This window comes from Bacillus sp. ES1-5 (assembly GCF_022487605.1).
GTDB classification, from domain to species: Bacteria; Bacillota; Bacilli; order Bacillales; family Bacillaceae_G; genus Bacillus_A; species Bacillus_A wiedmannii.
This window is the reverse complement of sequence record NZ_JAKVPU010000004.1, coordinates 265,497-290,710: the sequence shown is the minus strand read 5'-3', so window position 1 is coordinate 290,710 and position 25,214 is coordinate 265,497. Positions and strand designations below refer to the sequence as shown.

Below are 25,214 nucleotides of genomic sequence, written 5' to 3'. Positions count from 1 at the left end.
AGGAGAATTGAGAACTCTTCGTAATTTTACAATGCTTTAAATAGATAGTACCAAATCATGAGTATTGTATGAAAAAAATTTTATTAAAGTAAATAGGAGTGATAATATATGGCAATCGATCATATAAGCAACAACGTAGTAGAAAAATTAGAACAAGCGGTGCGCTATGAAAAGAAACAAGTTCAGTTATTACGTGTAAGTAAAAGTAGTTCTAATATACACGCGTATATGATTTTTCCGGAATTCTCAGAGGTTAAAATTTCAAATATTGAACTGGATGAATATATAGAAAATCTAACAATAAGCTTGAAATACGTCATTGATCGCAAGTTGAGTCAACAAGAAATAGAAAAACAAAATCATTCGTTCATTATGACATGTGCAGTTGAAGAGGATGGATTAATAGATGATGAAACTATTCATTTTCATACGACTTATGTCAAACCACCAACAATTGCAAATAAAGTATTTAAGTTAGTGTGTGGATTAGGCAATCGTTTAGATAGCTTAAAAGAGTTACATCTTACAGTATTAAATAATAATATTAATCGAATTGAAATTGGATTTTACAATGAAAATGAAACACATATGGCAGTAGAGAAGGAAGAAATCGCGAATGCAATTATGGGGGCATATACAAAAGCAAATATCTATTATGCAGCAGATCTCTATTATGTTGCAGAAGGAAATCAAATCAAATTAAAGAGCGTTAAACCAAAATTAGCGGGTGATGTGTGATGAAACAAGAAAAAAGGATGATAGGAGTCTTATGTACGCTTGTTTTGATGGTGTTACTATTTGTTCCCTTACAAGAAGTTCAGGCCTCTGTAAAAGTAGATTTTAATGAATTGAAGGGGAACGATGTTTCGTCATCCTTTAAAGAGGGATTAAACAATCGAACGAAAACAAAAGAAAAAGATGATTCATTTGGCTCATCAATCATACAAAAGATTGAAGGTCTGTATGCTCCGGCTTTTAAGGTAGGAGTAAATATCTTTTCTATTTCATTCGTATTAGGCATTATTGTCATGGTTATGGCGCTAATTACAAAGAATGGTCAATGGATGAAGTGGGCAACGGGAAGTATGATTTTCTCATTTATTAGTATGATGTCCCTGAGACTAAGTGTGTACTTCTTGTTCAGTTCGGATGTATTTTCGTTTATGAACATCTTTACGGATTTTTTAGACCTGTTTAAAGCAACTGCACTTATTTTCACACCGTTTATGTTAATTGCAGGTATTCGTTTAAGAAAGATTCATGAAAGTACGAAACAGCCTGAGTATTATCGTTGGTCTAACCGTGTCATAACAGGATCTTGTTTGCTGTGTATGTTAGCCGTACTCGCTCCATGGCTATTTGCTAATATGTGAAAAACTATATATGGAGATTAAAAAGGTGCTGAATCTACATTCAGTACCTTTTTCTAGCTATTTGGTTTCTTCTTTCATATTCTTCAAGTATTTCCAGCGATATAGGAGATAATATGCCACTTAGAAATACAGTTGTATTTTTGCAGGTGAAAAGTTTTGAAAAAGCTGAATCTGTTTCTTGTTCTGTTACCGTATTATCTACTATAAGCTTTAACATATCTATTACAATTCTCTTTAGGCTGGTTCGTAAATTAATAGAGGTGTATCATGTCATGCTTATAATTTAAATATTTCTCAATTGAAAATAACCTGATTTATTTTGAAAGGACTGTTTGTTTTGAAAAGAAATCGAGAGTATTTTGTTTTACGAAATTCCATTTTAATCGGTTGGCTGCTCACAATTATTGTTATGGGCCTATCTGTCTATTTTTCTTCCATCGCGTATTTATTAATCGGCTGTTTCATTCTGTCCCTAAAATACGGATTAATGGGCACAATAAAGAATGTAGAAAAACGGCTACCTACATGGGCTAACTTTGGTGTCATTGAAAAGCCAGTAAATAGAAGGGTAACTAGACCCTTTCAGTTTCGGGGTGGACTCCTTGTATCTTTAGCGTTGGGATTCGTGGAAATGGTGATAAAAGGCTTATGTATCTCATATTTTATTTTAGGTTTAGAAACGTATGTATATCGTTTGATGCGCAGAAATGCAAGAGTTTGAAAAGGAGGCTTCTATTATGAAAGTATTGATATTCGAATTGATTCTCATTGTATTTCTGATTCCTTTGAACATCGTTTTAAAAAAACATGTACCGAAATGGAAAGGGAAAGCCAGGGAAAAACTAGTGAAACGTATATTGGGCAAATTGGATCCCACAAGTTATTATGTGTTACATGATGTGATGGTTCATACGGAGTATGGTGATACAACGCAAATTGACCATATTGTTATTGCGGAAACAGGTGTATTTGTTATAGAGACAAAGAACTACGAGGGCTGGATTTATGGAAGTGAGAAATCAGCCAGGTGGACACAGGGTATTTTTAGAAAGAAATCCTCTTTTCAAAACCCATTTCGACAAAACTATAAACATATAAAGGCAATGGAATGGGTGATGGAACAACAGCTGCCATGCATCTCTATTGTCGCATTTCATCCAAAATGCAGTCTAAAAAGGGTAAATGTTCATTCTAAAGATAAACATGTCCTATATTATAACGAACTAAAAAAATGTATTGAATCATATATTGAACCGCAACAAACAATCGATGAAGTCCAACATATCTATCAAAGTATATTACAAGCAAACATTATGGATAAGGATATTGAGAAGAAACATGTGAAGTATTTACAGAATAGGTTTGCTAAACAATAAGAAACGGAGAAAGGAAAAATGTTATATATGATAGGATTTTTGGTAATCATCGTAGTAGTTATTCGTCTTAACGTGAAGTATTACCAGTTAAAAGGTAACCCAAAAGATTTTGTGATGAAAAAGAATGATTAAAGATAAATTGTAGAAATAAAGGAAATAGACTACGTACATTATTAGGCCGTCATTAACAGTTCAATAGAACCATTTTAAGGCTTGTAAATAGATGTATATAACTATATTTTTATTTGTGGATTCAAGTGATAAAATAAATAGGAGGTTTAATTGTGAAAGAAGTGTTAGATGTTGAAACGTATCTTAAAAAAATGAAGAACCAGAAAATTAATTATGACAAAGTATTAAGAAAAATGATTAAAGATTGGGAAGTAAAGAACGAAAGACCAAAAGTGTTACTTCATTCATGTTGCGCTCCTTGTAGTACTGCTTCATTGGAATTTCTTGCAGAACATGCAGATGTCACAATCTTCTTCTCAAATTCAAATATCCACCCGAAAAGTGAATACATGCGACGGTCTAATGAACAAAAGATTTTTGTAGACAAGTTTAATGAGCGTACAGGGCACACAGTAGGATTTATTGAGGATAAATATCGTTCAAATGTATTTTTTAAAATGGTAAAAGAAGAAGGTTTGGCAGAAGAACCAGAAGGTGGGCTTCGTTGTTCAGCTTGTTTTGATATGAGATTGGATCGTTCAGCTGAGGTAGCACAGGAAAGAGAATTTGATTACTTCGGCAGTGCAATTACTCTTTCTAAAAATAAAAATAGTCAATTAATAAATGAACTTGGAATTGGTGTGCAACAAAATTATGATTCACGTTATTTACCAAGTGATTTTAAAAAAAGTAATGGATATCAACGCTCAATTGAAATGTGTAATGAATATGATGTTTTCCGTCAATGTTATTGTGGTTGTTCATTTGCAGCGGAAAAACAAGGTATAGATTTACGAGCGGTGAACAAAGATGCAATAAATTATCTGAAAGAAAATAATCTTAGTTTGAAAAAAGAGATTTAATCGTGAAAAATTTGATGTGAAATTAACCTATGATCTACAAAAGAGATGCAGTATGTTTTTAAATGATAAATATAAAAAGCTAAAATAGTTCTGCAATAACTCCTTACTGGTTAAATTTCTAGAAAAGAAAAAACCAATAAGGAGTGTTTTCTTAATCTCGCATTGCCCCTGCTTCTCGGGAAGTCATTGCTCCTTGTCCCGCTCTTACATCGTTCTGAATTTCTTGTTTCACTTTTTGTGCATCAGTTTCAGCAAAATCTGCTTTCATAACAGAACCCGTGCTTTTTATAGCTTTTTTATGACCTTGCATACAAATCCTCCTCGATTTAACGTTTAACAACATTATTATTTACAAAAATATACTCGATATTCTCGATGAATTGAACATGTTTCATGTAAAGTACAATATAGGAAGGCATCTTAATTGTTCGACACATATAAATTGTAAATCCAATATATAAAGAATATACGTTATGTATAATAGTCATATACCGAAAGAGATGTGAATGAAATGATGATTAATAAAGCCTATAAGTTTCATATCTATCCAAATCAAGCACAAGCAATTCTAATCAACAAAACAATCTTTGTATTCAATCATTTCCTTTCCCTATGGGATCACGCATACAAAGAAACAGGGAAAGGTTTGACATATGATTGACGTTTAACAAATCACTTGATAATATATTAGATATCTAACATGTTAGTGGGTGATTTTTTGTCTTTATATGAACAAGTTAAACGCATTAATGAAGCTGAATATACTATAAACCGCTTGATATATAAACATTACAAGCAATATTTAAATAGTGGTATTACAACACAACAAGCTGTTGTATTAGATATTGTATATTTAGCGAAACGTATTACGGTCGGCGAAATTGCGATTGAAATGAATATAAGCTCTAGCGCGGTTAGCCAATTAATAGCGAAATTGGAAAAGAATAAATATATCAAACGAGAAATTAATCTTCAAAATCGACGTGAAATATATATAACGTTAGATGAAAATGGATTGGAGTATTTTTCGAAGCAAGATTATGTAGAACAGCAAATTGCAGATAAAATTTACAGCAAACTTTCATCAGAAGAGCTAGATGAATTTGAAAGAATTGTTGATAAATTAAGGGGGATTGTGATGAAGGAATTATAAAAATCCCTTCACGTCTAATATGTTAGGTATCTAATTTGTTTAGGGGGCTAAAATATGAGAGGTTTACTTGAAAATATCGCTTTTAACGGTGCAGTTTATTATGAAAAAAACGGTCAAATCAAGCAGTATTTTCATGGTTATCAAGAACTCGAAAAGAAGCGCCTTATTAACAAAAATACACAATTTAATCTAGCATCATTAAGTAAAATGATTACAGCGGTAATGACGTTTCAGCTAATCGAAAAAGGACAGCTACAGTTAGAAGATAAAATTACATGTTGGTTTAACATACCATATTTTACAGAAGTAACAGTTGCAGAATTACTTACACACACATCTGGTATTCCAGAGTATATCACGGAAGATTTAACAATAAGTGTTGAAACATTTATCGAAGGAGTGCTACCACAATATACATCAAATGACCATTGGTCTTATAGTAATACGAATTATGTTTTACTTGCCAAAATAATTGAAAAAGTGAGTGGTTTATCGTATGAAACGTATTTGCAACAATATATTGCAGAACCATTAAATCTTACTCATATGACCACGGAACCCATAAAGCAATTTGTAGCGCAAGGTCAAACGTTTAATTATGAGGAGCAACAATATAAAAAGGTGCTTGATGACCCATATTTACAAGAAATCGAAAAATATAATAATCAATATGGTGACGGTGGTATTTATGCAACAGTCGCAGAGGTAGCGAAGTTTTTAAAAGCATTTTGGCAAGGTCAGTACATTAGCAAAGAGATTGTTCAATTTATGTTAACACCGACAGAAGTCAATAATAATTATAGTTATGGTTTTATCATTCAAAATGAGTGGGTTGGCCATACAGGTGGATGGCTTGGTTGCTCTGCACAAGCCTTTATGAATATACCTACAGGGGAAGTGATTGTGTTAGCGACGAATCAAGAAGTGTTTCCTCAATATGAACAAGAAATTATGCATTACTTAATGGGAGTACAATATGCTGTAGAAGCACCAAAATATGTGATAACTTTACCGCTCACAATTAAAGATGATATTACGGGTTGCTATGAATTAGCAGATGGACTTGGCACAAGATTTACAATTAAAAAGGATGTACAATTTATGATTTCATTTGAACACCAGTTGTCTGTGCCACTTTTTAAAATAGATGAGTCATATTATTGGATACGTAATACGATGAGTTATGTAGATGATGCTAAGCATTTATTTATCGATGAAGGTGTTGAAATACCATATCAAAAAGTCAATTGATATGGTCAGGAAGGATCTGTTTTAAAATATCACATGTATAATTCTCCTTATGCTTTTTCTAGAGTGTTGCCTCAGTTAGACAACTTTTCAACAGAATTTTCAAAGTTATCCATATGATCAAAAAAGAATAGATGAATTTGCAGGATTAGTCTATCCAAAAGCGGGAGGTGTTCAGTCATTAAAAGTTGGAACTTACAGTATAGGTTTCGATACCATTAGGAATCTACTAGCATTTGTAATCTTTTTCATGTATTTGCACCAAAATTCATTATTATAAGTGAATATGGTATAAAAATGACAAAACTCTTTTAAGGACAATAATAAAGATTGACGGTTTATAAGTCACCTGCTAACATATTAGATATCTAACATATTAGTTACTTAATATATTAGTTATCTAACGTATTAGCGGGTGATTTTTTGTCTTTATATGAACAAGTTAAGCGTATTAATGAAGCTACATATACAATAGACCGTCTGATATTTAAACATTATAAACAATATTTAAATATTGCTATTACAACACAACAGGCGGTTGTATTAGATATTGTGTACGTGGCAAAGAGCAGTACGGTCGGCGAAATTGCGATGGAAATGAATATAAGCTCTAGCGCAGTTAGCCAACTAATTGCAAAACTAGAAAAGAATCAATATATCAAACGAGAAATTAATCTACAAAATCGACGTGAAATATTTATAACGTTAGATGAGAAAGGGGTGGAGTATTTTTCGAAGCAAGATTATGTAAAACAGCAAATCTCAGATAAAATTTACAGCAAACTTACATCAAAAGATGTAGATGAATTAGAGCGTATTGTTGACAAATTAAAGGAGATCGCGATGAAGGAATTATAATGATCTGTTTATGTTTAATTTGTTAGGTATCTAATTGTTTTAGGTTATTAACAAGTGAAGGTTTACTTGAAAATATTGCGTTTACTGGTGCTGTGTATCATGAAAGAAATAGACAAATCATGTTATTAAGAAATTACAAAACAGCATCTTATTAAGGAGAATACACGATTTAATCTAGCATCACTAAATAAATATCTACAGTGGGGCATTCTAGCTAATCGAAAAAGGGCAGCTACGATTAAAGATAAAATTATAAGTTGGTTTAATGTACAGCATTGTACAGAGGTGACAGTAGCAGAATTACTTATACATCCGGTATTTTAGAGTATATTGCGAAGGATTTGATAATAAGTGTTAAATAATTTAATACTCTTGTAGTTTTCTATTATAAATGGGATATACGATTGCTAACATTATTTAAATTACATTATAAAAAGTTGTATAGTGTCATAAATCTAGCTTTGAAATAATGTCATTATGTATATAGACAAATGTGATGTTTAGAAAAAGTTTCTCAATCTTCACTTCCAATTAATTCGTTTACAAAATTACCTACATATGCTAATTTAATGGAGCTGAAGTAATAATATGGAAAAATAGTGATCTAGTAACTCTGAATTGAAAAATGAAGTAAATTATTTGGGAACTATGTTAGAAACTATCGTTGGTGTCATGAATGGTGTATCTGTATAATCAAACGATACATTGAATAATACTCCATATAAAAATGTATGGAGTCAAGGTAGCTAGAATTCATGAATACATATCAAATGCTAGAAAAGATTACTTGGACAAAATCTCAACCGAAATCATCAAAAACCACGATGTTATCGGTATAGAGGATTTACAAGTATCGAATATGTTAAAGAATCATAAGTTAGCAAAAGCAATCAGTGAGGTATCATGGTCACAATTTCGAACTATGTTGGAATATAAAGCAAAATGGTATGGCAAACAAGTCATTGTCGTATCGAAAACATTTCCTTCCAGCCAATTATGTTCTTGTTGTGGATATCAAAATAAAGACGTTAAAAATCTAAACCTGCGTAAATGGGACTGTTCTTCTTGTCGTACACACCATGATAGGGATATTAACGCAAGTATCAATTTAAAGAATGAGGCGATAAGGCTTCTAACCGCAAGGACTGCGGGGGTAGCCTAATCAATTAGAGTTCGATAGAACTCTTTACTTAGGAATCTCTCACTTCTAAACGAAGTGAAAGAGGGGGTAGTTCAAGAAGGGAAATTCTATATCACGAAAAATTGACTATACATTTTTTCATATTCACTTGGTTTGTGATAGCCAAATGCTGAGTTGATTCTCCTTGAATTATAGAAGAATACAATATACTCAAAAAGTGATTTTTTACTTTACTCATTGTTTTATACTTCGTTTGATAAACAAGTTCTTGATTAAGAATGCGGTGAAGGTATTTGATACAAGCATTAGTTGTAATAGTTTCTTTTGTGGTTCAAGTTGCCTATCAATTTATATTGTTTTAATAGTTTTGATACTCACTGGAAGCATACTGAATACTATACTCACTTGTTATTTTTTCAATTTTTATACTTCTATATATTTGGTTGAATTCTTCGGGGGCTTGAAAGGTTTTGCGCATAAGTTTTGGATCGGTATAGCCATTTGGAATAAATACATTTAGAAATTCTCAGACTTTGCAGATTTTCTTCACTCAATATTGGGAGCGATGATGGTGAATAAACTCTAACTTAATCGAGTACTATGCGAGAATTAGTGCATCGCCTTTTTTAGAATTCTATTTTCCTCTTCGAGATTACTTAATTACTTTTGTCATGCTCTTAGTTCAGCACCTGAGGTAGAAATTTACTTCAAGTTGTTCGCTATTCTTTTTAATTCAACTATATAAGGGATTCACAATTAATCCAGTTTCTCGAATTAATTGTGCCACGGGTTTATTGTTCTTTAGAATATACTTTACTGTTTCTTTTTTATGTTGCATTATGACATTTTCCATTTGCTTTTTCCATATAAACACCACATTATTGTTATATTTTTTAGTAAAACAATATAGGGCTGCCTTTTAGTCTAGTATCAAGCCTAAAAGCATGAATTTATTACTATTTAATGTCTGTATATTCTTATAAAATCTAACGAAGGGCAGGTATAAATACTTATGGATCATGTGTTTTTTGAAGAGCTGAGCTTTATTATATGTAACATGAAAAAGCATAAAAATGAATTAAGATCAATCCTTATGGAAGTCAGCACGATTGAAAGTGCTGAGTATGAAATTAGTTCTAGCATTAATGTTCTGGAGCAAGCAACAAAGGAACTGAAATATATGAAAAGAGATATAGTTGAAAAAGTAGCAATCTTCTATCCAACTAACTCTATTCTATATTCTTATATTTTATATGCAATTATTCCAAGCTATTACTGTAAAAATATTTTCTTAAGACCGTCCACATTATCTCATTCTACTACGTTGAAAATTCATAATTTTTTTAATGAATATTCTAATTTGAATGTAAAAATTGAACCTATTGGATATGCAGAATTTAAAAAGAAAACATCTGATGCAGAAGTGGTGGTATTTACAGGTAATTATCATAATAGCCTATCTGTTCAAAAGGACTATCCTGGCGCGCTCTTTCTATTTTTTGGTTCCGGCTTAAATCCTTTTTTCATAGGCGCTGAAGCTGATATCGAATATGCTGCTGGAAAAGCTGTAGAGGCTCGAGTGTTCAATTCTGGTCAGGATTGCATGTGTCCGGATTTATTTTTTATCCACAGGAGTCAAAAAAAAAGGTTCGTCAAATGCTTGTTGCAGCAGTTAAATGAGATAAAAATGTCTGGACGAATGAGTGACAAGGTCAAAAACAGTAATTATAAAGAGCTAGTGCTGCAGGCTGAGATATTTCTTACTGATTATCAAGAAAAAATTGTATATGGGGGCCAAGTGGAGATAGATAAGAGTTGGATTGAACCTACTGTTTTGGTTTCCGATATGGATGATATGCCGCGAAATGAGGAGCACTTTACCCCAATTTTTAATGTTGTTTCCTATCATGATGCGTCTGAGGTACTCAATTGGCTTATGGATGCAAAACGCTTGGAATCGTCATTTGGTGTATCTGTTTTTGGGAATACAGATCTAATCGAGCCATTAAAAAAACATTATACAGTTGCCCTTAACAAAACACTTTTTGATATGGAATGTGGCCATCTGCCTTTTGGTGGTTATGGTCCAAAGGCAAGTTATGTGAAATACAAAGACTGCATGGAAAGCAGGCCAATTTTAATTTCTAAAGAAGTCAACCGAGTATTTAATCAATATATAATGCAGGTTAATTAAAAATTAGGGGGAGTTGTTTTTGTTCACTTCTATATGGGATTTTTATGCATATTTATTAAAAAATTCAAATATTAGAAAGGTCTTTGCTATGGTGGGAGAAGGCGAAGGTCTTCTAGAATCTGCACACTTAGCCAATATGGATGTGTATACATCGCAAGACCAAAGAATTGCAGCAAGTATGGCTATGGGATATTCTCAAGCCTCAGGTGAACCAGTCGTTTACGCGACAAGCCCCGGTCCAGGACTTGTGAATGGATTAACGGCAGTGTTGGAGTCTTTTTCTGCGTGTGTTCCTCTGATTATCATTTCTGCAGGGACATCTAGAACATCCATTGGAACAGGAGCTTTTCAAGAACTCAACAGTATCGAATTGATGAAAGCTATCACAAAATGGCAGTATAGGGTTGAACACGAAGATCAAGCAGAGTGGGCGCTAAAAAGAGCAGTACATATGGCTATAAATGGAAGGCCTGGACCAGTTTATTTAGAAATACCAAATGACCTAGAGCAACAGCGGTATGAGCAGCCCTCTTCATTGATTCCAAAAGAGCCAATTGTCATGTGCCCACATCCAAGGCAGATAAGCTTGACAGCAGAGATTTTAGGGAGGTCAAAACGACCGGTGTTTATCGTAGGAGGCGGTTGTCAAAATAATTCCTTGCTAGGTCAATCTCTTTTGACCTTGGCTGAAAAATTTCAGGCCGCCGTGTTTACCACTGCTTCTGGTAGGGGGGTTGTGAATGAGCAGCATCCACATGTATTTGGCAATATAGGTCTTTATGCTTTGCCAGAAGCAAAGGAACTGCTGAGGGAAGGGGATGTCTTTCTGGCTTTTGGCACGCAACTTGAAGAAACAGCTTTAATGGGGTGGAAAGATATTGCAGATGAAAATTTGTTTATACATATCGATTGTGATTACGAAAGTTTGAGAAAGTCCGTTGATGAAGATGTGAGCATCTTAGGTGATGTTTCCCTAACTGTGCAGCAGCTGCTGGAACATGAGGAGAATGAAGGATCGAAGCGACACCCATGGCTAGAGAGACAGAGACGGGTCAAATATCAGCTCACTAGCGAGTGGACTAAATCTGATTTTTTAAAACACCCTATCAGAGCTGCTTATCATATATTGTCACAACACATGGAAGGAAATAATATTTTGGTTCAGGATAACGGGCTTCATGATATATGGGGCTATTCCTATCCTATTTTTATTAATCAATTGGGAAGAACCCTTGTACCTGGCGAACAAACTGCCCTTGGTGTGCCAATGGGGGCAAGCATCGGAGCTAAATTAGCTCAGCCTGAATCCACCATTGTTACGTTTATTGGAGATGGCTCATTTGAAATGGGAAAAGGGGCATTAGATACTGCATACGAGCTGGGATTGGGTATGATTTATATCGTTATTAATAATGGGGGCTATTCGTGGCCACGATTTAATCAACAAAAAAAGAATATTTCCATTGGATGTGATTTTAGAGAGCATCAATGGGCTCATGCGATTCAATCTCTTCAAGGAGCTTTTTACTCTCCAACTAATGAAGAAGAATTCAAAAATGCTATTTGTGAAGCAAAAGAGCAATGTAAACGGGGGAAACTGTCCTTAATTGAAATATGCATAGACTGGAAAACGGATATTCCATATACAGTACAACAAGAGTATGGGGTGTAGGGCATGATAGGATTAAAAAACAAAGTGAGTGTCGGCCATCAAGATCAAACAGATAAAATTCAATATTTAACAAATAAATTTATTCTCTTAATGAAGGCTAACCATATACAGTCGAAAGAGGCTGTCGCTCTTTCCATAAGAGATCCGCTGCTATTTTACGCAGCCTATAAAGGGTGTAGTGAACTGGGAATTATTCCAGTCGTGACAGGTGCAATGAAAAATCCTCAAAAAGAGCTTGCGCGGATCCAAGTGCCGCTTTTCTGCTACGAGGCGGATTATGGTTTTTGTGTTGAACGCTATGATGATATTGAAAAGGCACTTCTTCCAGAAGGAGTCGGGGCTATTATCAGGACGACAGGATCGGTTACTGGTATGCCTAAATTTGTCATCTGGTCTAAAAAGGGAATCAAATATCAAAGTGAACAAACAATCACAAGAATGGGCTTTACCGAAAGCGATATTATGTTTGCGGCTGTTCCTTTGTGGGGAGCCTATGGCTTGACTCTGATTAATATCATTGAAACATGCAAAATGAACCTGGTTATTCCAGAACATTTGCGGCCTCGGTATGTTTTGCAATTAATGAAAGAAAGCAGAGCTACTTTGTTTGAGGGAACACCTTCATTTTACAAAATCATGCTTGAGCATTTCAGTAAGGAAGTGGATGAACGAAAGGCAGTGTCCAACATGCGGAGCTGGGGATGTGGAGGAGAAATCTTGCCTGAAACTGTCGCGGAAAAATGGTTTGAACTAATAAAACGTCCTATCCTTGACGGATATGGGCTTTCAGAAGCTGGACCCAATGTGGCGTTGAATGCATGGAATGATTTTTGCATAGGAACGGTGGGAAGGCCACTAAAAGGGACGGAATTAAAACTGAACGAAAAGGGAGAGCTACTTGTTAGGAGCCCTAGCAATATGATGGGCTATTTTGGTCCAAATTCACAGGAAAATCCACTCGATTCTGAAGGATGGCTTAATACTGGAGATTTAGCAGAGATCAATGAGGAAGGTTATTTAAAAATTATAGGCCGGACGAAAAATATCATTGTGATTAAAGAAAAAAATATTAGTCCTGAATATATTGAGAATAAGCTGCGCCACTTTCAAGAAATTCAAGACGTTGTCGTTATTGGTGTTCATCATGAAAACAACGGTATGCGTCTTGCTGCCATATATATTAGCAAAAACAAAAGTGAAATCAACTCAAAAAATGTAAAGTGCTATGCACAAAAGCATTTAGAAAAAGAACAAGTTCCTTTTTATTACAAACAACTGGATGAATTTCCGATGCTGGCAACTGGAAAAATTGACCGGAATGCTTTAAGGGAAATGTGTTTTACAAAACAAGCAAAGGGTGTGATTGAGTGAAGAATGAACCTTCAGTTGTTCTTATTGGCATTGAAGTAAACGTTATAAACGGGGTTCCGAGCTATCAATGGATCACAAAAAATGAGATACCAATTGAAAGAGAACCCTTTCCATATCAAAAAAGTAAATTTAACGATGAGACTGTAGAACCGTTATGTGAAGGACTGTATAAAATTATTACTGAATTATCACATCAAGGATTTGTCCATTCTAATGATGATATTGGCCTGTTTGTCAATGTTTCAAATGCGATTTGGCCTGATATTGAACGATACGTAGAAGCTTTGGAAAAAGGGAAAAAGGCTGTTAGGCCTCACATGACGATATCTTTTGAAAATAGTCTTCCAACTGCTCAAGCAGCCATACAACTTGGTCTCAACGGACCATCTACAACGTTTGCAGATTACTGTGGCAAAATGTATGGAATAGGATTAGCACATAACGCTTTAGTAGACCGACTGGCCGGTCTAATGTTAGTGGCAGAAATTTATCGAGCACCTGAAACTGACTATGAAAATTTTACCGGTCGGATTACAATCGCCGCTTTAACAAATGCATGTCGTCTTCAAAACTATCAACCTCTGTTTGAAATACGGAACTGGGAATGGGAAAACGAACATGATGAACACTTAAGTTTTAGTGAATGGATTCACCATTGCGTCGAGGGTAATAAAGGACAAGGTGTAAGTCGTTTAACATAAAGGCAGTGGAAGGAGCTGTAAATATGAATAGGATTGGCATTAGTGGAATGGGGCTTGTTTCTCCATTTGGGCTTGGAATGAATTCATTTGAAGAAGGGTTATATTCAGGGGAATGTGCTATGTCGCCTATTACCCGTTTTGATGCAAGTGGTTTTAGAAGTCAAATAGCTGGCCAGATAAAGGGGAATGTTCTTCATTCTAAGGAAAGTATCGCTAAACAATTTTTATCATTTGCCATGAAAGAGGCTGTAGAAATCGCTGGTTTAAGTGAAAAAAAGATAGAACATCACAGGACGGGATGGATTCTTCCGGTTGTAACAGGGCCGGGCAATGACACAGTGGAAAATGAAGCTAATGAATGGATCATGGATCCTGAACATGATCTTCCAACTTCTTTATTTCAGACAAGAAATATCATTAGACCGACGTCAGCTTGTGCGTCAATTGGTACAGCACTTTCAATTGGCTACAGCATGATTCGACATGGCCAGTTGGATATGGTCTTTATCGCACGTGCAGAAGTATTTAATAAGTATGACTTTGCTTCACTTGATATTGTCAGAGCCATTACAAAAACTGAAGCGAAGCCCTTTGATCTTAAGAGAAATGGCATTACGATCGGTGAGGGGGCAGGAGTCATTATATTAGAGTCGGCGGATAGTTTGAAAGAACGTAAACATAAGCCTTTGGCATGGCTTGACGGTGCCAGTTGTGTATTAGGTGGAGAAAAGCAAAATATGATTGAGCTAGATAAGGGAAAGGTAGTCAAATCTATTCAAACAGCGCTCCAACTGGCAGGGGTCAATAAGCCAGATTATATACATGCTCATGCAACTGGAACGCCGCAAGGAGATGTGATCGAATCAGAAGCATTGGTGGAAACCATTGAAGCTGGAAGCAGTATACCGGTTAGTTCTCATAAAGGAGCATGTGGGCATTTGTTGCGTTGTTCAGGTTTTTTGGGTACAGCAGCTGCTTTACTGGCCTTGAAGCTGCAATGTATTCCACCGACAACAGGTTTAGATCAGCTTGATCCGAAAATTAACGCAAATATTATAAAAGGAAAGGCATTTGCGAACATATCTAGCGTGCTTGTCAATAACTTTGGGTTTTGTGGGAATTATGCGTCCTATTTGATTCAACACCCTACGACTGAATGGAAAGGGAATATCAAGTGAACTATGAAAAATTGTTTATTTAATTACTATAGATAGAGAAAAATAATCTTGGAGTTTACTCGTTGTAGAGGATTTTGTATAGTTAAGCCATTTTTGAAATGAAAATTGCAAAAACGATCAGAATCCACTTGTTTTTTGCTTGTTACAATATATACAATTTGTCAAATTATCTAAGCAGGTAATCATGTCATTTTGAATGGTGGAAGTGGTGAGAAAGCAACACGTGTTTGCATTAATAAAAGGAACCTCCATTGTATATGTAGAGAGAAATGAAGAGGAAATAAAAAACAAAGAGTTAGAGTTTTTGAAGGGGGAATAACGTTGAATTTTAGCAGTGAGCAATCACTAGCAGATATTGGACGTGCCTTGACAGGGGCTTCGTTTGTCATAGGTGTGTTTATTTGCATCAATTTATTTATGTTATACAGAGTCATTGTACAGGCTCTGAGAAAAGAGCGTTCACTTGTTGTATCGGCAAAGAATAGATTGCTTTTGGGTGTGGCAGTTGTTATATATGGAGCCTTAATTTACGTTCTTCATGAATCTTATAAGTGGCTAAAATCTGAGTTTGTTGATTTACAAGCAGTTAGTATACAAATGTCGATTGTATATTGGCTAACGATTTTATTGATAGGTCTGTATATTCTCTACTATGTGTTTACTTTATTTTATAAAAAAGAAGGGCAGGAACAGTTTCTGCTAATGATTATCAGCGGGGCTGTAAGTGGGCTGAGCAATACGTTTGTCATATACATCATTAATCAATCGTTAAATACGAAAGACAACTTTGCGAATGGTTTATTCTATGCCTTTTTAATTGGGTTGGTTGTTCATATCATTGCAGAACGGTACATTCGTACAAGGATTGCTGTAATTACCAATCGAGTGGTTTATGAAAAAAGGGTCAAGCTGATTGATAAAACGTTGCAAATTCCATTTGAACGAATGGAGCGTTTTGAGAAAGGAAAAATCAGTGCTTGTTTAAATAATGATACAGAAAAAATTAGTGAAGGCATGCATTTAGCCGTTACTGGTGCGACCAATTTAATTACTTTGTTTTTCTGTCTAATTTATTTGGGTATGTTGAGCTTTTGGGGCCTTGTTTTATCTTTGGGCGTTGTTGTAGTCACTATTCTAATCAATCTATTTGTTGCTGGGGAAGCAACTAGACTGTATGAAGAGACAAGGGACATTCAAAATAAGTTTTTTGGTTTTATTAATGACATGTTGGCAGGATTCAAAGAGTTGAAGCTAAATAGAGCAAGAAAACTGGCATTCCAACAAAATTTTGAAGAAGCATGCAGCGACTATCGTAAAAAGGGAACAAAGGTTGATCTGAAGTTCGCTAATGCCTTTATTATGGAAGACATGATTCTATTGTCGGTTGTTGGATTTGTGGCGTTTCTCTTTCCACTGATTTTCAAAATGCAAGGTGAATTGCTGTACAATTATGTGTTTATTTTCCTTTATATGATTGGCCCTGTCACCTATCTACTGCATTCTTTTCCGCAAATTATGCAGATTCAAGTAAGCTGGAAACGTATTAATAGTTTAATGGAAGAGGTGGCTGAATTAGAAAAAGAAGACCGAGTTTCTGTAGAAGCGTCGCCTGAAAAGAAAGTGATTCTCACTTTAAAGGGAGTCCAGTTCCAATATAAAGGTACAAGCGGTGAAGATTTTTCAGTTGGACCAATTGATTATGAATTTAAAGCTGGAGAAATTACCTTTATTACTGGAGGGAATGGAAGTGGGAAATCAACTTTTGCTAAGCTCGTTACCGGCCTTTATCCGGCTGATCGAGGAGAATCTCTCATTAACGGCGTTTCAAAAACACCAGAACAAATCCAAGAATACTATTCTGCAATTTTTAGCGACTTTTATCTTTTTGACCGTCTCTACGGTATAGATATTGATGGAAGAGAGCAGGAAATTCAAAGCTTACTTGAGCTACTTAGAATTCAGGATAAGGTCACAATCAAAGATGGTGAATTCAGCACGACTAAACTGTCGACAGGTCAAAAGAAGCGTTTGGCTTTGCTAGTTTCATATTTAGAGGATCGACCTATTTGTTTATTTGATGAATGGGCGGCAGATCAAGATCCAGAATATCGCAAATTCTTCTACTACAATTTGCTTCCTATGTTAAGAGATGAAGGGAAGTGTGTCATTGCGATTACACATGACGATCAATACTTCCATAAGGCTGATCATCTTATCAAAATGGAGCAAGGTCAGTTTGTAGAAAATAAGGATATATGAGGAGGTACATGTAGATGAGTCGTTATTTGCCATTAAGTAATGGACAGCTGGGCATTTGGTATGTTGAAAAAATGTATCCTAATACAAGTATTTCAAACAACGGGGCTCTTATACAATTGGCTACAGAGCAGCCCCTTCGTTATAATCTAATTTCTATTGCTATAAATGAGTATATAAAACGAACAGACAATATCCGTTTACGTATGATTTCTAGAAAAGAAGGCGAACCAGTTCAGTATGTAGCTGAATATATAGAAAAGGAAATAGAAATTATCGAGTTAAAAGATGCAGGCACTGAAAGTGTAAAAGAGGCTGCACTTGCCCACTTTCAGCAACCTTTACCACTAGAGAACGAGGATCTTTTTGATTTTAAAGTGTTTAAAGAAAGCAGGCATCAGTGCTTTCTTTATGTGAATATTCATCATATTATTTCGGATGCTGTGTCTGTCATGAGTTGCATAGAGACCATTATTTCCATTTACACTGATTTAGCAAGTGGTGCGGTCATCGATATGGTGAAAAGTCCATCGTTTATCGAGCAAATTGAAGCGGAGCAGACATACGAGAAAAGCCCGCGTTATGAAAAGGATCGTCTTTATTGGGAACAGATTTTCCAAAGTAGGCCAGAATTAACATCTCTTAAGCCTAGTAACGATTATTGCAGTAGTGCGAAAGCAATACGGCTGTCTAAAGCAGTTCCGAAATCTCTTGCGGAAAAGTTGAAAGAATATTCGACTAAGAATCATATTAGTTTATTTAATTTGTTCTTGTCAGGCGTTTTCTTGTATATATCCAAAAAGAGTCAGAAAAAGGATATTGTAATCGGTACAATGTTTTCCAACCGGACAACGCTTCGTGAAAAGGAACTGTTTGGCATGCTTGTTAGCACTGTTCCTTTTCGCGTAGAGGTTGATCCAACTCTCACTTTTTCTTCATTCGCAAGAAATTTAAATCAGCAGCAGATTAGAACAATGAGGCATCAAAAATATCCATATAATCGTATTTTAAATGATTGGCGAAAAAAGCACAGCACGCATGATTATTTGTATACAACTTCCTTGCAATATTTGGAGGTTGATTTCCCTAAGACAGATGGAATTAGATATAATGTTGATTTTTTATATAACGGTTATGAAATCAACGATCTTGCCTTTCATATTGTAAAAAATGAGGAAGACATTGCATTTGAAATCGACTATAGAGTTGATTTATTTGAAGAGACAGAGATCCGCGACATGTTTAATAGAATAATGCTTTTGCTTTCTAAAGCATTATCGGCTCCGCAGCAGCAAATTGGAGATTTAGATTTATTAACAGTTACTGATCAATCCTTATATTTTAGGAAGCAAATGGAAATAGTCTGTCATGAACCGGAGGAATACTTCCAACAAATTTTTCAAAGAATTGCAAAAAAAACACCTGAAAAGATAGCGGTTGTTTGTGAGGAACGCACACTGACATATAAGGAACTGGATGAGCGGTCAAATCAGCTTGCACGACTCCTTCGGCAAAAGGGCATAACACGAGAAAAAACAGTTGCTATTCTTACTGATCGTACAGAAGATATGATCGTTGGATCGATAGCGGTGATGAAAGCAGGTGGAGCTTATGTCCCAATCGATGCCGAATTTCCAGAGCAAAGAATCCAATTCATTCTAAAAGACAGTAGTTCTATGATTTTGCTGACGGATCAAGTAAATAGAGTAGAACAAGATGCTTCTATTGAATGCATCCACTTTCAAGATGAAGCAATTCAGCAACAGCCGACATCTTCTATTGAAAACCTGACGAAGCCTGAAGATTTATGCTATATCATATATACGTCTGGAACAACAGGCACGCCAAAGGGTGTTATGATTGAACATCGGAATTATCTAAATATGTGGAAAGCCTATAACGAAGCATACGGCTTTCAAGAAATGAAGCCTTGTATCTTACAGATGGCCAGTTTTTCGTTTGATGTCTTTGCTGGGGATATGGCAAGAGCTTTATTGAATCAAGGAACCCTTGTCATTTGTTCGTCAGAAGCAAAGCGTGATTTAGTACGTATTCAAAATTTGATTGAGACACATCAGATTACAATGCTGGAATCAACACCAGCTCTAATTGTTCCTCTTTTAGATGACATGTATGAAAAAGGGATTAAGCATACTTCTCTTGAATTGGTTGTGCTGGGTGCTGATTCTTGTTTGAAAGAAGACTATCAACGTCTCTTAGAACGTTATGGTGAGAGTATACGAATTTTTAACACGTATGGTGTCACTGAAGCGACAATTGAATCGAGCATTTATTGTTCTGAGCAGGCATTTGCAGATTATGAGGGTATTACGCCAATCGGTAAACCGTTATCAAATATGTCAATGTACATTTTTAGTGAAAACATGGAGCTTCTTCCACCTCATTATATAGGGGAGTTGTACATTGGTGGAAAAGGCGTCGCCAGAGGCTATTTGAACAATGCAGAGCTGACAGAGGAAAAATTCATCTTAAACCCTTATGATCCCTCTGAAAGACTGTATAAGACAGGAGATCAAGCGAAAATGCTGCCTGATGGAAATATTCAGTTTCTTGGGCGCAATGACTTTCAAGTCAAAATTAGAGGGCATCGAATTGAAATTGGAGAGATTGAGGCAAAAATGATTCAGCACTCTTTGGTGAGGAGAGCGGTTGTAAAGACTGTTAAACCTAACTCCCATCAAACCGTATTGGCTGCTTACTTTGAATCAGATGAATTAGATATTACAAATCAAATAAAAGCCTTTTTATTTAGAGAGCTGCCGGACTATATGGTCCCGACATATTTTATTCAATTAGAGCGATTGCCTTTAACTGAAAACCACAAAGTCAATCGGAGAGAGCTGCCAGAGCCTGAAGTCTTTTTCAAGGAAAAGGAAGAGACAGGTTTGTTTCATAAAGCAGTTGAGGCGAAATTAGCCGAAGTTTGGAAGGAAACGCTAAAGGTAGACGATTTACATGCAACTTCTGATTTTATCCAGCTAGGTTTTCATTCATTGCAAGCATTAAAACTTTTGAATGAGATTGAGAATGAGTTCGGGATTCGACTGACGCTAGGGGATATTTTTTCTAATACACTTTTGTTTGCAATGGCAGATGTCATTGAAGAAAAAATGAAGATAGGCAATTTTGAACAGCTGCTACCTGCTAAGAAGAGTGATTCTTATCCTGTGACAGCTGCACAAGAAGGGGTATACACAAGATCATTAATTACAGACGCTAATCTGTTTAACATACCTTGTGTATTCCAAATAGATGGGCCACTTGACGCGGGTGCGTTGATAGATGCAATGCAAAAATTAGTCAATCGACATGAATCGCTTAGAACTTCTTTTATAAAAGAAGATGGCGTCATTAAGCAGAAAGTTCATACAAACGTTTCCTTGCATGTGGATTATGATGTATACAATGAATCTGAAATAGAGGAGATTATTTGTGCTTCGCCTCAGTCGTTTTCATTGGACAAGCCTCCCTTGATGCAGGCACGGTTGATTAAAATACAATCTCTTCAAAAACATGTTTTATTATTGGACTTTCATCACATTATTTTCGATGGTATGTCTCTCCAATTATTTATGGAAGAATTGGCATTGATATATCAGGGGAAAACTTTGCCACAATTGGATTTTGGGTACAAAGATTACGCTGTATGGGAGAAGCGCCAATTAGAAGCAAATCGGTTTTCTGCACACCGAGATTTTTGGAGGGACATTCTTGTTGACCATACAGAACAGCTCAATTTGCCTGCTGATTTCCCAAGGCCAGATGTGCAATCTTTTGATGGAAAAACATTTGAATTTGAATTGAATATAAATCTATTAAACAAACTAAAAGATTATTCTATGAAGCACGGCTTGACGCTTTATATGAGTCTCTTATCAGTATATTTTGTCTTGTTGTCAAAATACACGGGTCAAGATGACTTGATCGTTGGTACGCCTATATCAGGACGTATTCATTCAAATATAGAAAGGATTACAGGATTATTTGTCAACACTCTTCCTATTAGGAAGGTAGTTGGCAGAACAGTTAGTTTTTCTCAATTTTGCCAAGAAGTCAAACGCGATATGCTTGGTATGCTGAATCATCAGCAATACCCTATTGATGAACTAGCCAAGCAACTGAAACTCAATCGTGATCCAAGCAGAAATCCTATTTATCAGACTGTATTTGCTCTACAAGATGTCAAAGAGAGTTATGAGCTGTCTGAAGGTGTCAAAATGTCTATTGTCGATACAGACTATAACACTTCTAAAGTTGATTTAACATTGGAGGCTGCAGTTCTTAATGATTGCCTTGGGTGCCGGTTTGAATATAGTACAAGTTTATTCAGAAAAGAAACTATCGAACAGTTGGCAAAACATTTTGAACATCTTATCGAGACGATGGTGGCTAATCCACATCAAATAATCAGTGAAATAGGATTGCTTTCTCAGGAGGAACAAGAGCTATTGGCTGGTATGAATGATACTTTTGTACCGATGCCTTCCTACCAATCTATCTCGGCTCAATTTGAAAAGCAGGCTGAGGTGCGTCCTGAGGAAACAGCGGCTGTTTTTAGAGGAAGATCCCTCTCCTACGGAGAATTGAACAGCCGTGCTAATCAGCTAGCACATGCCCTCATACAACAAGGTGTTGGAACGGATACGTTGGTAGGCATCATGGTTCGCCCATCATTTGAGCTACTCATCGGGATGCTGGGAATTTTAAAGGCGGGAGGAGCCTACGTACCAATTGACCCTCAATATCCAGATAGCCGTATTGAATATATGCTGAAAGACAGCGCTGTCCCTCTTTTGCTTACACAGTCGGTGCTGAAAGAAAGAACAGACTCATACTCAGGCAAAGTGATTTATTTGGATGAGGGGATGGAAGGAGAGCGTACAACGAATCCACCTTCAGTGGCAGAAGGGCATCATCTAGCCTATATGATTTATACTTCTGGATCAACTGGGGAGCCAAAAGGCGTCTTGATTGAACAGCACAGTGTACTGAATTTATGGCAATGGTTTGAAAGGACGTATCATGTGGCTTCTGGAGATGCTATTCTTCATATGACCAATTCGGCCTTTGATGTTAGTGTGGAGGAAACGTTGATTCCACTCATGTCGGGAGCTGTTGTCGTTATTGCGGAAAAACAAGTGGTGTTCCAAAAGGAAATGCTAATTGACTTCTTGAATGAGCACAAAGTCCGCATTGCACAATTCGTTCCGGCAACCTTACGTGCACTTTTAGCTGGACAAACGAAAAAAGCTAAGAATTTAGAAGTAGTCATCTGTGGTGGAGAAAAGTTGGATCCTCATTTGGCTAACCAAATTACATCGCAAGGGTACCGTTTATATAATCATTATGGTCCAACCGAAGCGACGGTCGATACACTCGTATGGTCCTGTCCACCGGACAGAGGGATAATTAAATTGGGAGCGCCCATTGACAATACAAAAGTCTATGTGCTTGATGAAGAAGGAAATCCTGTACCATCAGGCATTCCTGGTGAACTGTATATTGGTGGTGCAGGTATTGCAAGGGGCTATTTGAACCGTCCAGATCAGTCGGATCGCGCTTTTGTACCCGATCCATTCGAACAAAACGGGCGCCTCTATAAAACAGGTGACCTTGTCAAATGGCATAGAGATCAGACAATCGAATATCTTGGCAGACTGGACAAACAGATCAAAATCCGAGGTATGAGGATTGAGCCGGGTGAAATTACAGCGAAGCTGGTGGAGTTGGATGAGATCGAGAATGGCTATGTGATGGCTCATCATGATGAGGAAGGACAAGTAAATCTATGTGCGTATATCGTGTGGAAGAAAGAGAGTGAGCCGCAGAAAATAAGAAGAAAGCTGGCGCAAACTCTACCAGAATATATGATTCCTGTGCATTTCATGACAATAGATGAGTTGCCTTTAACACCAAACGGAAAAGTGAATGAACAGCTGCTTCCAATACCTGAAAAAGAAACAGAAGAAGCATATGTGCCGCCTTGTACAGAGATTGAAAAGTTGCTCACTGACATTTGGCAGGAGGTGCTTGGTATAGAACGTGTCAGCGTAAAAGGGAGCTTTTTTGACTATGGAGGAGATTCGATCAAAGCCATTCAAATTTCTTCTCAATTAAGAAAGTATCGATTGAAACTTGAAACAAAGTATTTATTTACACATGCAACAATTCAAGAAGTGGCTATCTATATCGAGCCTTTAAAGAAACAAATTGATCAACGGCAAATATCTGGGGAAATTCTACTTTCTCCTATACAAAATTGGTTTTTTTCAAAAAACTTTGTTAATCCGCACCACTATAATCAGGCTGAGACACTCTACAAAGCAGAAGGATTTGATCCTGAAGCGGTTGAATTGGCGTTGGACAAACTCATTGAGCACCATGATGTACTAAGAGCTGTTTTTGTACAGGATTCGAAACAGATGGTTCAAATCAACCGAAAATCGTATACAGCTGATTTTTATACATTGGAAGTGATGAACCTTAGAAATAAAAATAACTGGCGAGAGCTTGCAGAAAACCATATTGATAGTATTCAAGGTGAGCTCGATATAGAGAATGGACCTCTTATCAAAGCAAGTATCTTTCAAACCAGTAAAGGGGACCACCTTGTTATAGTTATACATCATCTCATCATAGACGGTGTTTCTTGGGGGATCTTGCTTGAGGATCTAGAAACAGCTTACGAACAAGCTGTTTCTGGAGAAAAAATAAAATTACCTGAGAAAACGACTTCTTATAAAGAATGGACAACAGAATTGTGGGATTACGCCAAAGAGGAAGTAGTAAATGAAAAAGCTTATTGGGAAGATGTTGAAAACAGGCTGGTAGTACCTTCTTCTTTAGCCGTACGTCAATCGATCAATCAAAAGAGATGGTACAGTAAACAGCTTGTTCGGCAACTTAACAAAGAAAAAACGGATTTGCTTTTAAAACAGGCGCATCGTGCATATAACACAGAAATAAATGAAATTCTGTTGGCGGCTTTTGCGTTGGCTATGAAGGAACAATTTGGAATAGAAGAACTACCACTTGATTTAGAAGGGCATGGAAGAGAGACATTTTCGGAAGATGTCGACGTTTCGAGAACGATTGGGTGGTTTACGTCTGTATTTCCAGTTGTACTAGAGGCGGGAAGAGAAGAAAAACTAGGAGCCGCAATAAAATCGGTTAAAGACCTGCTTCGCCGTATTCCTCAAAAGGGAATGGGATATGGATTGCTTTATTGTAAGGAACTGCAAACTATTGAAGAAAGACCGTCTCCTCCAGTGAGTTTTAACTATTTGGGTCAGTTTGAGTTGCATGAAAATGAGGGCCGATCTTTGCACTTAGGTAATTCAAGCAGCTTGGAAAATGAAAGAACGCACATGCTTGATTTGAATCTTGCAGTCATAAATGGCGTGTTAGAAATCAATTTGGAATATCATGAGTGTGAGTTTGATAGAAATGAAATCGAACAACTTTTGAATGCTTACACGGAAACACTTGAAAAAATGGTCGATCATTGTATAGAGAAGGAAGATGACGGAGAAAAAACGTTAAGTGATTTTGATGATCAACGATTGACAGACGAAGAACTGGATCATATTTATGAGCTGCTTGAAGACATGTAGAGAGAGGGCATCCTCTCTCTCTATG

General features: G+C 36.2%; 17 protein-coding genes and 2 pseudogenes. 18 read left to right on the top strand and 1 reads right to left on the bottom strand.

The window, feature by feature from the left end; all coding sequences use genetic code 11:
• Positions 1–108 precede the first annotated feature (108 nt).
• The 6 genes from MKO96_RS15955 to MKO96_RS15930 all read left to right on the top strand — a co-directional run bounded on the left by MKO96_RS15955 (position 109) and on the right by MKO96_RS15930 (position 3,783).
• Complete coding sequence (locus MKO96_RS15955; RefSeq protein WP_240588051.1) at positions 109–738, top strand: hypothetical protein; 630 nt, start codon at positions 109–111, stop codon at positions 736–738.
• Positions 738–1,373: a hypothetical protein gene (locus MKO96_RS15950; RefSeq protein ID WP_240588050.1), complete on the top strand. Its 636-nt coding sequence runs from the start codon at positions 738–740 to the stop codon at positions 1,371–1,373. Before MKO96_RS15955 ends, MKO96_RS15950 begins: the two co-directional genes overlap by 1 nt.
• Before the next feature lie 113 nt (positions 1,374–1,486).
• Entirely contained in the window at positions 1,487–1,660 is a 174-nt protein-coding gene (locus MKO96_RS15945; protein WP_016135885.1) for a hypothetical protein, read from the top strand.
• Positions 1,661–1,710: 50 nt separating this feature from the next.
• Positions 1,711–2,094, top strand: a complete 384-nt coding sequence (locus tag MKO96_RS15940; protein WP_016135886.1) for a hypothetical protein — start codon at positions 1,711–1,713, stop codon at positions 2,092–2,094.
• Between the two features lie 16 nt (positions 2,095–2,110).
• On the top strand, positions 2,111–2,749 hold the full coding sequence (locus MKO96_RS15935; protein ID WP_240588049.1) for a nuclease-related domain-containing protein: 639 nt from the start codon (positions 2,111–2,113) through the stop codon (positions 2,747–2,749).
• A gap of 293 nt (positions 2,750–3,042) precedes the next feature.
• Positions 3,043–3,783 (top strand): epoxyqueuosine reductase QueH, encoded by a 741-nt coding sequence (locus MKO96_RS15930; protein ID WP_483298328.1) that lies wholly within the window; start codon positions 3,043–3,045, stop codon positions 3,781–3,783.
• Between the two features lie 151 nt (positions 3,784–3,934).
• Here the strand turns inward: MKO96_RS15930 and MKO96_RS15925 are convergent, their stop codons facing one another.
• Positions 3,935–4,093, bottom strand: coding sequence for a hypothetical protein (locus MKO96_RS15925; protein WP_176553824.1), 159 nt, complete (start codon positions 4,091–4,093; stop codon positions 3,935–3,937).
• A gap of 201 nt (positions 4,094–4,294) precedes the next feature.
• Here MKO96_RS15925 and MKO96_RS15920 point away from each other — a divergent pair.
• The 12 genes and pseudogenes from MKO96_RS15920 to MKO96_RS15865 all read left to right on the top strand — a co-directional run.
• Positions 4,295–4,438: pseudogene (locus tag MKO96_RS15920) on the top strand (helix-turn-helix domain-containing protein); the annotation flags it as partial.
• Between the two features lie 63 nt (positions 4,439–4,501).
• Positions 4,502–4,936 (top strand): MarR family winged helix-turn-helix transcriptional regulator, encoded by a 435-nt coding sequence (locus MKO96_RS15915; protein WP_000061083.1) that lies wholly within the window; start codon positions 4,502–4,504, stop codon positions 4,934–4,936.
• A gap of 54 nt (positions 4,937–4,990) precedes the next feature.
• On the top strand, positions 4,991–6,187 hold the full coding sequence (locus tag MKO96_RS15910) for a serine hydrolase domain-containing protein (RefSeq protein WP_240588048.1): 1,197 nt from the start codon (positions 4,991–4,993) through the stop codon (positions 6,185–6,187).
• Positions 6,188–6,607: 420 nt separating this feature from the next.
• Complete coding sequence (locus tag MKO96_RS15905; RefSeq protein WP_240588047.1) at positions 6,608–7,042, top strand: MarR family winged helix-turn-helix transcriptional regulator; 435 nt, start codon at positions 6,608–6,610, stop codon at positions 7,040–7,042.
• 736 nt (positions 7,043–7,778) lie between these two features.
• Positions 7,779–8,204, top strand: a pseudogene (locus MKO96_RS15900) (RNA-guided endonuclease TnpB family protein); the annotation flags it as partial.
• 991 nt (positions 8,205–9,195) lie between these two features.
• The gene (locus MKO96_RS15895; RefSeq protein WP_240588046.1) at positions 9,196–10,377 is read left to right on the top strand and encodes an aldehyde dehydrogenase family protein; all 1,182 of its coding nucleotides are present in this window, start codon (positions 9,196–9,198) and stop codon (positions 10,375–10,377) included.
• Positions 10,378–10,396: 19 nt separating this feature from the next.
• Positions 10,397–12,049, top strand: a complete 1,653-nt coding sequence (locus tag MKO96_RS15890; protein WP_240588045.1) for a thiamine pyrophosphate-binding protein — start codon at positions 10,397–10,399, stop codon at positions 12,047–12,049.
• 3 nt (positions 12,050–12,052) lie between these two features.
• Positions 12,053–13,420, top strand: a complete 1,368-nt coding sequence (locus MKO96_RS15885; protein WP_240588044.1) for a class I adenylate-forming enzyme family protein — start codon at positions 12,053–12,055, stop codon at positions 13,418–13,420.
• Entirely contained in the window at positions 13,417–14,121 is a 705-nt protein-coding gene (locus tag MKO96_RS15880; protein WP_088083721.1) for a hypothetical protein, read from the top strand. The genes MKO96_RS15885 and MKO96_RS15880 overlap by 4 nt, the downstream gene beginning before the upstream one ends.
• Before the next feature lie 23 nt (positions 14,122–14,144).
• Complete coding sequence (locus MKO96_RS15875) at positions 14,145–15,299, top strand: beta-ketoacyl-[acyl-carrier-protein] synthase family protein (RefSeq protein WP_088083722.1); 1,155 nt, start codon at positions 14,145–14,147, stop codon at positions 15,297–15,299.
• A gap of 321 nt (positions 15,300–15,620) precedes the next feature.
• On the top strand, positions 15,621–17,558 hold the full coding sequence (locus tag MKO96_RS15870; RefSeq protein WP_240588043.1) for a cyclic peptide export ABC transporter: 1,938 nt from the start codon (positions 15,621–15,623) through the stop codon (positions 17,556–17,558).
• Positions 17,559–17,572: 14 nt separating this feature from the next.
• The gene (locus tag MKO96_RS15865; protein ID WP_240588042.1) at positions 17,573–25,189 is read left to right on the top strand and encodes a non-ribosomal peptide synthetase; all 7,617 of its coding nucleotides are present in this window, start codon (positions 17,573–17,575) and stop codon (positions 25,187–25,189) included.
• The last annotated feature ends 25 nt before the right edge of the window (positions 25,190–25,214 follow it).

Coding starts and splice junctions, on each gene's coding strand:
- MKO96_RS15910 (WP_240588048.1), top strand. CDS start 4,991: ATGAGAGGTTTACTTGAAAATATCGCTTTTAACGGTGCAGTTTATTAT.
- MKO96_RS15885 (WP_240588044.1), top strand. CDS start 12,053: ATGATAGGATTAAAAAACAAAGTGAGTGTCGGCCATCAAGATCAAACA.
- MKO96_RS15865 (WP_240588042.1), top strand. CDS start 17,573: ATGAGTCGTTATTTGCCATTAAGTAATGGACAGCTGGGCATTTGGTAT.
- MKO96_RS15875 (WP_088083722.1), top strand. CDS start 14,145: ATGAATAGGATTGGCATTAGTGGAATGGGGCTTGTTTCTCCATTTGGG.
- MKO96_RS15955 (WP_240588051.1), top strand. CDS start 109: ATGGCAATCGATCATATAAGCAACAACGTAGTAGAAAAATTAGAACAA.
- MKO96_RS15935 (WP_240588049.1), top strand. CDS start 2,111: ATGAAAGTATTGATATTCGAATTGATTCTCATTGTATTTCTGATTCCT.
- MKO96_RS15950 (WP_240588050.1), top strand. CDS start 738: ATGAAACAAGAAAAAAGGATGATAGGAGTCTTATGTACGCTTGTTTTG.
- MKO96_RS15895 (WP_240588046.1), top strand. CDS start 9,196: ATGGATCATGTGTTTTTTGAAGAGCTGAGCTTTATTATATGTAACATG.
- MKO96_RS15945 (WP_016135885.1), top strand. CDS start 1,487: ATGCCACTTAGAAATACAGTTGTATTTTTGCAGGTGAAAAGTTTTGAA.
- MKO96_RS15925 (WP_176553824.1), bottom strand. CDS start 4,093: ATGCAAGGTCATAAAAAAGCTATAAAAAGCACGGGTTCTGTTATGAAA.